The organism is Mycetocola sp. (genome assembly GCF_025464835.1).
GTDB lineage: Bacteria > Actinomycetota > Actinomycetes > Actinomycetales > Microbacteriaceae > Mycetocola_A.
Map to the genome: position 1 here is coordinate 1 of NZ_JAODMP010000006.1, position 12,459 is coordinate 12,459.

10 protein-coding genes are annotated in these 12,459 nt (G+C 65.6%); 2 read left to right on the plus strand and 8 right to left on the minus strand.

The window, feature by feature from the left end; all coding sequences use genetic code 11:
• A partial coding sequence (locus JWP90_RS00465; protein ID WP_297358464.1) for an IniB N-terminal domain-containing protein occupies positions 1-1,132 on the minus strand: 1,132 nt, incomplete at its 3' end.
• A 206-nt stretch (positions 1,133-1,338) separates the two neighbouring features.
• Positions 1,339-3,657, minus strand: a complete 2,319-nt coding sequence (locus tag JWP90_RS00470) for a LuxR C-terminal-related transcriptional regulator (RefSeq protein WP_297358465.1) — start codon at positions 3,655-3,657, stop codon at positions 1,339-1,341.
• 21 nt (positions 3,658-3,678) lie between these two features.
• On the opposite strand from JWP90_RS00470, the gene JWP90_RS00475 reads away from it, so the two are divergent.
• On the plus strand, positions 3,679-3,819 hold the full coding sequence (locus JWP90_RS00475; protein WP_297358467.1) for a hypothetical protein: 141 nt from the start codon (positions 3,679-3,681) through the stop codon (positions 3,817-3,819).
• A gap of 49 nt (positions 3,820-3,868) precedes the next feature.
• Here the strand turns inward: JWP90_RS00475 and JWP90_RS00480 are convergent, their stop codons facing one another.
• The 3 genes from JWP90_RS00480 to JWP90_RS00490 form a co-directional block, all read right to left on the minus strand.
• Positions 3,869-5,752, minus strand: a complete 1,884-nt coding sequence (locus tag JWP90_RS00480; RefSeq protein WP_297358469.1) for an Hsp70 family protein — start codon at positions 5,750-5,752, stop codon at positions 3,869-3,871.
• Between the two features lie 156 nt (positions 5,753-5,908).
• Positions 5,909-6,805 carry a phosphodiesterase gene (locus JWP90_RS00485; protein ID WP_297358471.1) on the minus strand — a complete coding sequence of 299 codons (897 nt, stop codon included), beginning with the start codon at positions 6,803-6,805 and terminating at the stop codon, positions 5,909-5,911.
• Between the two features lie 32 nt (positions 6,806-6,837).
• Complete coding sequence (locus JWP90_RS00490; protein WP_297358473.1) at positions 6,838-8,274, minus strand: NCS2 family permease; 1,437 nt, start codon at positions 8,272-8,274, stop codon at positions 6,838-6,840.
• A 163-nt stretch (positions 8,275-8,437) separates the two neighbouring features.
• On the opposite strand from JWP90_RS00490, the gene JWP90_RS00495 reads away from it, so the two are divergent.
• Positions 8,438-9,715 (plus strand): solute carrier family 23 protein, encoded by a 1,278-nt coding sequence (locus JWP90_RS00495; RefSeq protein ID WP_297358555.1) that lies wholly within the window; start codon positions 8,438-8,440, stop codon positions 9,713-9,715.
• Between the two features lie 295 nt (positions 9,716-10,010).
• On the opposite strand, the gene JWP90_RS00500 is transcribed toward JWP90_RS00495, so the two are convergent.
• The 3 genes from JWP90_RS00500 to JWP90_RS00510 form a co-directional block, all read right to left on the minus strand.
• Positions 10,011-10,349: a peptidase gene (locus tag JWP90_RS00500; protein ID WP_297358475.1), complete on the minus strand. Its 339-nt coding sequence runs from the start codon at positions 10,347-10,349 to the stop codon at positions 10,011-10,013.
• Positions 10,346-11,521, minus strand: a complete 1,176-nt coding sequence (locus tag JWP90_RS00505) for an inorganic phosphate transporter (protein ID WP_297358557.1) — start codon at positions 11,519-11,521, stop codon at positions 10,346-10,348. Before JWP90_RS00505 ends, JWP90_RS00500 begins: the two co-directional genes overlap by 4 nt.
• Before the next feature lie 493 nt (positions 11,522-12,014).
• Positions 12,015-12,329, minus strand: coding sequence for a hypothetical protein (locus JWP90_RS00510; protein WP_297358476.1), 315 nt, complete (start codon positions 12,327-12,329; stop codon positions 12,015-12,017).
• Positions 12,330-12,459: the final 130 nt, after the last annotated feature.

Sequence of the window (12,459 nt, forward strand, 5' to 3'; positions counted from 1 at the left end):
TGTCGTTGAACAGCTCGTTGTCCTCGACGTTGATGTCGGTGTTTCCGGAGTCCTCCACTGAGTTGTCGGTGTTGCCGACGTTGATGTCGTCGACCGTTGTGTTGCCCGAGTCGTCGACCGAGTTGTCGGAGTTGTCGGAGTTGTCCGAGTTGTCCGAGTTGTCCGAGTTGTCGTTCAACGAGTCGTTCACCGAGTTGTCGGAGTTGTCCGAGTTGTCGGAGTTGTCCTGGAACGAGTCGTCGATGTCGACGTCCACATCGAGAGAGTTGTCGGTGTTGCCGGAGTCGTTCACCGAGTTGTCGGAGTTGTCGGAGTTGTCCGAGTGGTCCGAGTGATCCGAGTGATCCGAGTGATCTGAGTGGTCCGAGTTGTCGTTGAGGGAGTCCTCGATGTCGACGTCAAGGGAGTTGTCCGAGTTGTCGGAGTTGTCCGAGTTGTCGTTGAGGGAGTCCTCGATGTCGACGTCAAGGGAGTTGTCCGAGTTGTCAGAGTTGTCTGAGTTGTCCGAGTTGTCCGAGTTGTCATTGAACGAGTCGTCCACGTCGACATCGGTGTTGCCGACATTGAAGTCATCGCCGACCGTGATGTTTGTCGAGTGGTCTTCTGACTGGTCGACCATGGCGTCATCAGCGGCAGCGATAGCGCCGGCGCCGGAGGCGATGACGGCGTCATTGTCGAACATCTGGGTGACGTCGCCGTCCGCCCAGATGTTCTGGTTGACCGACATGTCGGTGATTGTGTCGTTGTACGAATAGTTGTTCACGACGTGCATGAGCTGCTGAACTGCGTGGCCGTGGTCGTCGTCGTCCTGGTGGTGGCCGTCGTTATGGGCGCCGGCAGCGGTGCCGGTGCTCGCTGGCGCGCTGTTGCTGGCGGGAGTGCCGCCACCGTCGTTGCTGCCGTCGTTCCCACCCCCGCTGGTGTGGTTGTCACCGGCGGTGTACTCGCGGTCGCCGATGACCGGCGCCCAGTCGAGCACGACAGGCATGCACGCGTCGACGTCATCGGTTGTGACGTTGCTCAGTCCGGCGCTCTCGAGAGCAGCCTCGGGGTCTGCGCGGAACTCCGCAGCGGCCGCAGGGTCTCTGAGTAGTCCGAGCAGGAACTCCAGGAGGATGGTGGTGATAGGCATGAGGTTGTTCTCGCAATCGTTTTCGTCGTTGTGGCAATCGGTGCACCCAGGCGGATGCTCGATGTAGTGCCACGCTAAAACGGGGCCTGTATCGCCGCATCGGTGATCGTTCCCCTATCGAGAAGCGCAGGATGGGAGGTTCAGGAGCTCACCGCGTTAGGGAGGCAGGGGGCTCTCACCAGCGTCACGTCGGGAGCGGCTCTTCGTTACTCGGCAGAACCTTCCGGCCCGTCCAGGGCAACGCGCAGCCGGGTGAGCAGTTCTGATCGATTCGAGGCGCCCAGTCGGGATCTGATGCGCGCGATGTGATGCTCGGCTGTTCGCGGCGAGATGAAGATCGCCTCGCCGATCTCGCGGTAGGTCTTGCCTTCGAGCACCAGCCGGGCGATTTCACGTTCACGGGCGCTCATCCCTGACTCGTCACGACCGCTTCCCACCAGGGCGCGGGCCGGTTCGAATTCGCCGGTCCGCTGTGCCGCAGTGGGGGGACCTGTCGCGATGGCCGAGCCGGGGTGGAGGTCCCGGGCGCAAGCGAGGAGCCGGGCCATGTCCTTTCGTTCCTCTGAGCGACCTGCAGCATGGCCGGCCAGCCGGGATCCATCCCAGGTCAGTCCGACCGAAGCCAACCCGCGCGCCGCGGACTCGACAGACGGCACGTCGAAGGCTCCAGCCAGCACCGAGAGCCATGTTCGTCCCGCCGCAGCGAGCACGAGCGCAAGGTGATTGTGCCTGGATGCGCGCACCAGCGCGGCGGCGTGTGGGGCGAGGTCTGAGGGGCGCTCGGTCAGTATGGCGGCCTGCACCCCTGACCAGTGAAGTCGGATCGACCAGAGCGGTGGATCGCCGAGCTGTCTGAGCAACTCCCATGCCTGTGTGAGGTGTGATTGCAGACGGCCGGCTTCGCGCAGGCGGGCGGCAGCAACCACCAGCTCTTCGAGCGGCATCAGGCTATACAGGTCGACGCTCGCGTGAAGAACGCATTCCCGCGCCCGTTGCCAGGCCAGCACCAATCCGGGCGCGTCGTCTGCGCGACGCGCCAGCCCGACCTCGATGGCCCTTCGCAGAAGCTCGTCACGCTGCACCAGATCGGTGCGGATCGTTGTGGCTTCTTCGATCGCGGCCCACGCCCGATCGGGCCGGTCTGCCTGCATGGAAGCCCATGCCCGCAGAAGAAGCAGCCTGGGCCGTGCAGTCTGGCCGCCTTGGCCGTGTTCGAGTGCTGAGTCCAGGATCGAATCGGCGACGCCGAGTTCCCCGCTGTGAAGGGCCACGATGGCTGCGAGGGCTGCCGGGTAATCCGGTGAAGGGACCACGGCACCAGACGCGGACATGAGGTCTGAGGCACGGATGAGCAGAGGCAGAGCATCGTCAGCGAGCTCACCGATCGATTGCCGGATGCCTTGCCCGGCCAGTCTCGCCGCGACGGCCGACAGGGTCGCCGATCCTTCGGGCGCGCCTCCCCTCAACATGGCGTCGGCACCGTCCAGGTCACCTGCCCCGATCAGCGCTACCGCGGCGAGTGGGGCTGAGGGACCGACTCGGTCGGGACCGAGCCAGCGATAGATGTCGGCGCCGCGTGCGAGCATCCCTCGCTGTGCCCACACGCTGACTGCCACGTCTGCCGCTCGCGTGAGATCGGGCGGGTTTCGGTGGGCGAAGAGCTTGTCAAGCGTCCGGTTACTTTTGTCGAGCTCTCCCATGGCAGAGAAAGCCTGCGCGCGTCTGGCCGCGAGACTGATGCTGTCAGCGCCCGCTTCGAGGGCTTCCTCGTAGAGCGCCGATGCGAGCCTCGGCTCGGTGCACAGCGCGTCGTCCCCCGCCCTCGCGAGGCCTTGCGCTACTCGAGCGTCTTGCAGCCCGCTGCGTGCCAGCGCCCGAGCGGTTTCGATGAACCCGCTCCCCCGTTCGTCGACGTTGTCCAGAAGCGACCGCTGAAGGGTGCGGATGTGGTGAACCGGAGTCGTGTGCAGCAGCGTCCGCTCGATCAGAGGGATCAGCCGCCCGTCTGGCCGTATCAGGCCGGCGGCACGCGCCTCGGCGACGAGGTCGTCGATTTTCGCCCCTCCCCGTTCGAGCGTGTCTGGGACGCGTCCGGACAGGTCGAAACCGACCGTAAGGGCGAGCAGCAGCTCTCGCACCTCAGGATTCATCATGTCCAGCTCGCAGCCGAGCCGGTGCATCACGATATCCACATCGAGAGTGTGGGTCCGGTCCGCCATTGTGCCGGCGACCCGGCGCACCAGCCACGGCATGCCCGCAGTCATCTGCAGCACCTGATCGACGAACGCTGGGGGCGCGGGCTCCCCCAGGGCGGCTGCCAATTCCGCCGAGACGGCTTCGCGATGAAACGGGCCGAGCACGACGGAAGGATGATGGCGCTCGAGGACGCCCGCGAGTCGCACGAGGGCGGGTGGTTGCGGCCACGAACGGTAGGCGACCACGAGGTTGAGCTCGCGTTGCCCGACGAGGGAGTGAATGTCATTGAGGGCAGAGTCGTCGAGTTCGTGGGCATCGTCTACCAGCACGACTCCTCGCCCCCTGATGGCGTGAGATCCCAGTTCACGGTGCCCGCGTCGCACCTCGACACCGGCTGCGCGATAGTAGCCGTCCAACTCGTCGAGCAGGGTGCTCTTTCCTACCCCGCCGACGCCGAAGACTCCTACGCGGAGTCGTGCGCCAGGTTCTGATTTCACCTCGTCGAGCAGCGATATCGCGCTCGATGACCCCCACACGGTCTCACACCACCATGGTGCCGTGCGAAGGAGGGGAGGGCGCCCGGGCCGGCGTGACCGGGGCCGGTGTGACCGGGGCCGGTGTGACCGGAAGCTGGTCGGGCGCCGGCTCAGTCGTCGGCTCGGGCTGAGGCTGCGGCTCTGCTCCTGGTTCCGGCTGCGTCCCTGGGTCTCGGGGCGGGTCCGTAGCCGGGGTGGGAGTCGGAGTCGGAGTCGGAGTCGGAGTCGGAGTCGGGGTCGGGGTCGGGGTCGGCATCGGCGTCGCCACCGGCTCGTCGGTCGGAACGGGCGTGGGCTGCGGGGCTGGAACCGGTGTCTGGCCTGGCGCGGTGTCCGCCGACGTGTCGGCGGGTTTCTCCGGCGAGGTGTCCGATCCGGGGGCGGGCGCCGTCGATCCGGCGGGCGGGGATGCCGGGGTCCTCTCCGTCGACTTCGCGGGGGGCCTCAGCGGACCTCTGGTGTTCGGCTGGATCGGCGGCGCCAGGAACGGACTCGGCGCCGAGCTCGGCGGCGCGGGAGCCGGTGCATTCTTCCCCGCATTCTCCTCGACTCCCGCAACACTGTTCGAGGCCGATGCTTCATCCGCCGTCAGGTCAGGCGACGTGGGCGTCGAGCCGGCGACAGCGATCAGCACCCCTACCGCAGCAGCCATGCCGATCACCCGCACCGCCTGTAAGCCCCTGGCGCGGATCGCCGAGAGCGACATGGCAGCCGCCCGGGTGCGTCCGATCCGCGCAGGGTGCGACTCGGTCGGCAACTCGCCGACACCGGCGGCGAGCTGCTTGGAGCCCGCTCTACCCGCCGGTTGCAACGCAGACGCCGCAGCGAAAGCGGCCCCGAGCGAGATGGATGCTTTCGGATCGGCGTCGATGGCAAGCGGGCGTTTCAACTCCTCCGACAGCAGTTGCGCGACGAGCGGCACACGGGATGACCCGCCGATCAGGAGGACCGCGGCGAGGTCACCCGGTTCGATGCCCGCAGTGGTGAGAGCGTGTCGCAAACTTGCGACGGTCTGGCGCACCGGATCTTCAATCATGCTTTCGAACTCGGAGCGTACGATGCGGATCTGGCTTTGCGCGCCAGGAAGCAGCACGGGGATCGAAGCCTCGGAATCGAACGACAGGGCCTCCTTCGCCTCTGTGCACTCCCGGCGAAGACGCGACAGCGCGATCAGTACTCCCTGGTCGGTCGGCTCGAGGCCTGCGAGCACGTCCGAGGCGTGAATGAAGACGTGCTCGAACACGGCATCGTCGAAATCGGCGCCTCCGAGCCGTTCGATGCCTTCTGGCCGGCCAACCGGCTGGAAGGTCTGGGGGCCCGTCTTCCTCAGGATCGCGACGTCGAAGGTACCGGCACCGAGGTCGTAGACAGCGATCGTGGCGCCGGTGTCGACTCGTGCTTGTGAGGCGTAGTGCAGTGCAGCCGCTTCTGGTTCGCTCATCAATGTGACGTCTGCCAGGCCGACACCGGCAAGGGCGTTCCGCACCAGCCCCACCTTGTGTTCCCTCCAGCTTGCCGGGTGAGTGACGGTGACGGCATCCGGTGGAGCGCCCTCGCGTTCCTCCACCCGGTCGAGGACCCAGCGTGCCATGGTCGCGAAGAGGTCTTCCGGCGCGACGTGGACGTCGCCAGCGACGATCGGCACCGTGTCGCCGATGCGTCTCTTGAACTCACGGATGAGGCGATCGGGCTGGTCTCTTCCTCGCCGCTCAGCCGATTCCCCGACCAGGACCTGGCCGTCATCGCCGAGGAAAATCACCGACGGAACAGGTCCTCCGCGAACCCCCAGGCTCAACGGCTGCGACGCCGGCGGATCATCTGAGCCAAGATACGAGATCGCTGCAGCCGTGAAGCTTGTTCCGACGTCAATTCCAATGGCGTATGGCATCGCGGGATCCTCAAAGCAGAGCGGTTTATCTTCGAACCGTCATCCAGGCTCGGGACCCTTCCAGCGTAGGTGAGGTACCCTCACGATACAGCCCCCGAACGGGGGCCGTGACGACGCGCCACCTCCGGCCGGGTGATGCGGCCCCGGTTCGCATCCTCAACGCTTGCGTGAAAATGCCTCCACCCGCTCTTCGGGAGTCAGCGCCTCCATTTCGGCGATGAAAGCGTCCGTGAAGAAGTCAGACGTGTCGAAATCCCCGATGGGCACCACAGAATGCGTGATCCGGTCATCGTAGACATGCAGAAGATTGAACGACTGGCCTCCGTTCATCCCGTTCGTCGACCGGGGTGGGTTGGCGAGATTCATCGTGTAACACGTGGCAGCCGCGACGGACACCGGGATTCCGGCGAACATCGATGTCATGGCGTAGTGCAGGTGCCCGGCGAGGATCGCCCTGACATCCGTGCCCGTGAGCACCGATTCCAGTCGCGACTGGTCGCGCAATTCCAGGAGGTCGAACAGGGGCTGGGGTGCTGGAGCCGGCGGATGGTGCAGGCCGATGATCGTGCCGGACTCGGCAGGGGTCTCAAGCTCGGCGGCGAGCCAGGCCAGCTGGGAATCGTCGAGTTCGCCGTGGTGGAAGCCGGGCACACTCGAGTCCAGTCCGATGAACCGCAGGCCGCCGAGGTTCCAGACCCGGTCGATCGGCGCGTCCGACTCGCCCTGCCTCAGGAGTTCCCGACGCATCGGTCCCCGTTCGTCGTGGTTGCCCATCAACCAGATCAGTTCTGCACCCAGCCGTGCCGCCACTGGTTCGACCCGGTCGCGGAGCCTCGCGTATGCATCCGTTTCACCCCGATCGGTCAAGTCGCCGGTGAAGATCAGGGCGGAGGGGCGGATGCCCGTCGCCTCGACCTGGGCGAGCGCGCGTTCCAGGTTCGATTCTGTGGTCAAGGCGCCGTGAAGGAGCGCACCTCCTGCGAGGAAGTGGGTGTCGCTCAGGTGCACAAGAACCTGACGGGCGGGCGGATACTGGCCAAGCTGGATCGGCATGCGGCCAGCCTAGTCAGCACCGCCGCCGCAGATCAGGCGAGGAGCGCCTCGATCGGCCCGCGCGCGAAGTAGACCAGGAACCCGATGGCGACGATCCAGAGCAGCGGGCTGATCTCGCGTGCCTTGCCGCTGAGCGAGCGAAGTACTACCCAGGCGATGAAGCCGGCGCCGATTCCGTTCGCGATGGAGTAGGTGAGCGGCATGATGACCACGGTCAGGAACAGGGGCAGGGTCGAAGAGAACTCGGCCCACTCGACGTCGCGGATCTGTGCCATCATCATCGCGCCGACGAGAACGAGCGCAGCGGATGCCACTTCGCTCGGCACGATGCTCGTCAGCGGGGTGACGAACATGGCGAGCATGAAAAGAACACCGGTGACGATGTTGGCGAGTCCGGTTCGTGCCCCTTCGCCGATGCCAGCGCCAGACTCGATGAAGACGGTGTTGGACGAGCTCGATGTTGCGCCACCGGCGACCGCGCCGATGCCCTCGACGATCAGCGCCGACTTGAGGCGCGGGAAGTTGCCCTTGGCGTCAGCGAGACCCGCCTCGTTGCTGAGGCCGGTCATCGTTCCCATCGCGTCGAAGAAGTTCGTGAACACGAGGGTGAAAACGAGCATGAGGGCGGCGAGAATGCCGATCCGCTCGAAGCTTCCGAAGTTGAAGGCGCCGATGAGGCTCAGATCAGGAACGCTGAAGATTTGGCTGGGGAGGGCGGGCACCGTGAGTCCCCATCCCCCGGGGTTTTCGCCGCCGTTCGAGGGTCCGACGGGGAACAGTGTTTCAGCGAGGAGGGCGAGGATCGTGCCGACGAGGATACCGATGAGCAGTGCGCCGCGGACCTTGCGGGCGACGAGCACGCCGCTGACCAGGAGGGTGAGGACGAAGATCACGGTGGGCAGCGTCGCGATGGACCCGCCAGTGCCGAGGCCGACGGGCGGCGAGGCCTGACCGGTCGAGGTGACGAAACCGGCGTTGACCAGGCCGATGAACGCGATGAACAGGCCGATGCCTACGGTGATCGCGATCTTCAGCTGGAACGGGACCGCTTCGAAGATCAGGCGGCGCAGGCCGGTTGCTGCGAGCAGCACGATGAAGAGCCCGTTGATGACCACGAGGCCCATCGCCTCTGCCCACGTGACCTGGCCGACGACGCTGAACGCGAGGAACGAGTTGATGCCGAGCCCGGCGGCGAACGCGAAGGGCAGGCGTGCGATCAGACCGAAGAGGATCGTCATCACACCGGCGGTCAGCGCGGTGACCGCCGAGAGCTGCGCGAAGCCGAGGGTGTTGCCGTCGATGTCCACACCGCTCGACAGGATGATCGGGTTGAGGATGACGATGTACGCCATCGCGACGAAGGTGACGAGTCCCCCACGCAGTTCGGCGCTGAACGTCGAGCCTCGTTTGGTGATTTCGAAGAATCCGTCGATGCGGTTCTTGATTGTCGGAGCAGTTGTCGTTGCCACGCAGGGGCCCTTCCAAGAAAAGATGAGATGAGGTACACCAGCGGATGCTCACGCGGTGCGCAGAATGACAGCTTATTGCCAGCTGGGTGCTCGTCTGCGCATGCCTCGTATTGCGCGGTACGGTATCGGAGGACTCCCCCTCCCCCTCATGGAAGAAGAACGCATGGCGCTGCCCTGGAAACTGCACGGTGACGGAAAGAACGTCGGCGCCCTCGAGGTGGTCGGCCCGGCCGAACGACTGACCTGGCCGCGGATGATCGGCCTCGGCGCCCAGCACGTCGTCGCCATGTTCGGTGCGACATTCCTGGTTCCCATCCTCACCGGCTTCCCGCCGTCGACGACGTTGCTGTTCTCCGGGCTTGGCACGCTGCTCTTCCTGCTGATCACGAAGAACCGGCTCCCCAGCTACCTGGGCTCCTCGTTCGCCTTCATCGCACCGATCACCGTGGCAACCACGGCCGAAGGCATGGGAAGCGCGCTGTTCGGCATCGTCATTGTCGGCATCCTTCTGGCGATCGTCGGCTTGCTCGTGCAGGTCACCGGCATCGGCTGGATCAACGCGCTCATGCCTCCTGTGGTCGCCGGCGCCATCGTCGCCCTGATCGGATTCAACCTCGGCCCTGCTGCCTGGAACAACTTTCAGACGGCGCCGCTCACCGCGACGATCACCCTCGGAGCCGTTGTCCTGGCATCCGTCCTGTTCCGCGGGATCCTGGGGAGGATGTCTATTCTCGTCGGCGTCGTCGTCGGTTATGTCGCCGCCGTGCTGCTCGGCGAAGTGAACTTCGACACCGTCGAGGCAGCGGCCTGGATCGGCTTGCCTGAGTTCAACAGCCCTGCGAACCCGTTCACGAACCCGGCGCTGTGGGCCGTGCTGCCCGCCTTCCTCCCGGTCGTCCTTGTGCTCATCGCCGAGAACGTGGGCCACATCCGCGGAGTCGCCCAGATGGTCGACGACCAGTCGATCAACAAACTCACCGGCCGTGGGCTTTTCGCCGACGGCCTCGCCACCGTGATCGCCGGTTTTGGCGGCGGATCGGCGACGACCACGTACGGCGAGAACATCGGCGTGATGGCCGCCACCCGGGTGTACTCGACGGCTGCCTACTGGGTGGCGGGCATCGTCGCCATCCTTCTCGGCCTCTCCCCCAAGGTCGGTGCGGTGATCAACACCATCCCGGCCGGCGTCCTCGGCGGTGTCACCACGGCGCTGTACGGGCTGATCGGAATCATCGGCGTGAAGATCTGGCTCGACAACAAGGTCGATTTCTCCAAGCCGAAGAACCAGTTCACGGCGGCGACGGCACTCATCATCGGTATCGCGAACTACACCGTGCAGTTCGGCGACGTGATCTTCAACGGCATCGCGCTCGGCACGATCGCGGCGATCGTCATCTACCACCTGATGAATGTGCTCGGGAGGGTTCGCGGCACCGATTGATCGCTCCTGCCGCCTGATCATCCGTTCCGGACGAGGGCACGCGGCGTTCCGGATGCTTCCGACCGGAACCGGTGAAACGGTGCGGAGTGGGTGGTCCGGGCCGGAGCCCGTGCATGCGCCACGAGCCGGCCGGGTACGGCGCAGTGCCACCCCGGTAGCGCGCCACTCGCTGGCGCCTGATCATCCGTTCCGGACGAGGGCCACCCGGCGTACCGGATGCTTCCGACCGGAACCGGTGAAATGGTGCGAGTGGGTGGTCAGCCTGAGCCGGTGCACGCGCCAGGGTCGGGTCGGCTCAGCCGCCGCCATGCAGGGCCGGGACGATGAGGTAGATCCCAAAGAGGATCGCAAGCCCGCAGATCGTGAAGCAGGAATAGGCGGCGACCAGAGCGATACGCTTCTGAACCGGTGTGAGCGGGTTCTTGCGCCCGGCCTTCGCGGCCTTCTTCGCCGCCGACTTGATCTCTGCTGCGGTGAGCACCGTGATGGCATCCGTGAACGTGGCAGGGATCACGACGGGCACTCGCCCTGCACGAACAAGCATCTTCAGGCCGAGGGAGTAGAACCCGACGACCACGACGGTGCCGGTGAGCGCCGCAACCAGGACGATGACGAAGCCCATCCAGTCGATCACTTGGCTACCTTCTTCGATTCGGGTTCCGGGGCGATGACGACCGCTTCACCGGACGCTGCCACGTCACTGACAACGTTGTGGTGCCCGACCTTGTCGCGGCGAGACCACAGGAAGATGAAAACGATCGTTCCGACGCCGACGACCGCATCGAGGATGACTCCCCACAGACCGAGGTGTGCGACGAGCGCCGCGATAGCCCCGACGACGCCCGCCGCCGGAAGGGTCAACAGCCAGCCGATGGCGATCCGGCCTGCCGTCTTCCAGCGCACGGTTGAGCCGCGGCGGCCGATACCGGAACCGATGACAGACCCGGACGCGACCTGCGTCGTGGAGAGGGCGAAACCGAGGTGGCTCGAGGCGAGGATGGTCGCGGCCGTGCTCGTCTCTGCAGCGAATCCCTGGGCAGGCTTCACGTCGGTGAGCCCTGTACCGAGGGTCCTGATGATGCGCCAGCCGCCCATGTATGTGCCGAGAGCGATGGCGACGGCACACACCACGATGACCCAGAACTGGACACCCTCGTCCGGTGATTGCAGATTCACCGAGATCAACGCGAGGGTGATGACACCCATCGTCTTCTGCGCGTCGTTGGTTCCGTGCGCCAGGGCGACGAGAGACGACGAGAAAATCTGGCCGTAGCGGAAGCCGGAGCGGCCATCTGGCTTGCCGTCGTAACGCCGGGTGACCCTGTACGCGAGCTTCGTGGCGACGTAGGCGATCAGACCGGCCGTGAGCGGCGCGAGCACGGCGGGCAGGAGGACCTTGGACATCAGCACGCCGAGGTCGATAGCGCCGGTTCCGAAACCGACAAGCGCGGCCCCGATGAGCCCGCCGAAGAGGGCATGTGACGAGCTGGATGGCAGACCGAACAACCAGGTCAGCATGTTCCAGACGATGGCGCCGATCAGTCCGGCGAAGATCAGCTCCGGGGTGATCAACACCCCGCCGTCACCCTCCCTGATGATCCCGCCTGAGATTGTCTTGGCGACTTCGGTCGACAGGAAAGCGCCGATGAGGTTCAGGATCGCTGCGAGACCCACGGCGACCTTGGGTTTGAGTGCGCCCGTCGCGATGGGGGTAGCCATCGCGTTCGCCGTGTCGTGGAATCCGTTGGTGAAGTCGAAGAAAAGAGCTAGTGCGATGACCAGCACGATAATAAGGGTGATGTCCACCGGCATAGTTCTCTGAGTAGGGACTCCCCCGAGCGCACGCGCTCCCGGCGAAAATTCACCGTGAGTTCATGAAAACGAGATTGCCAGTTGCGTCGGCCGTAATGATGATTACACCCCTCGGTGCACGCGTCAACTTGAGAGAGTGCCTGAGGCCACGCCAGCGTCCCCCTCCGCCTCCGCCACCGCCACCACCACCACCGGAGAAGCCGCCTGGTCCTCGACAGGGGCCCGCTCAGCATCGGCCGGCCTCTGCAGCATCGCGATGCGATCCGCCTCGGCAAGCGCCAGGTACTCCCGCAGCCCGAGAAGATGATCCGGACCTCCGCACCCGCCGGAGGGAGTGCCTTCCGCGGGGTGACAGCGAGGAAGGTGCCGATCGCCGCGACCAGCGCGACGACGAAGAAGAGCGCCACCCAAGCATTGACGCCGTACAGGGTCGCTGCGGCGATGACCTCTCCGAGGAGGGCAACAAGCACGGCGATGGCGGCAGCGATCAACCAGCCGGCTGCAGGGACCCTTTCTTCACCCGGTAGCCCGCGTGGACGGATGCCAGCGGCGCGGCTGCCACGAGCACCTGCACGTTCTTCGCCGGCGTGGTGTCCGTCGCGCTCAGGTTCTTCAGCACGGCCGGCCGCCTGTGCTGCCCGAACAGCGCGTCGAGCACCTCGAGGTCCGCCTCGGACGCACCGGCATCGGTCAGGAACCGGAGCCGGTCGAGCCATTTTCGGCACCGTGTATTCGGAACGACGATTCCGCGTCCCAGTGCGTGGCGGGTGTGCCGCCTGCGTGCGCCAAGCGCGGCGGGCAACGACAGGATGCCTGCCCCGGCCAATGCGCCGGGAACGCGGTGAACACCGGCCAGGTGGACGGAATCTCCGAGGTGACGAAAATTCGCTTCGCGATCGCGATGGCGACCGAGAAGGTCTCGCCTGCTTTCG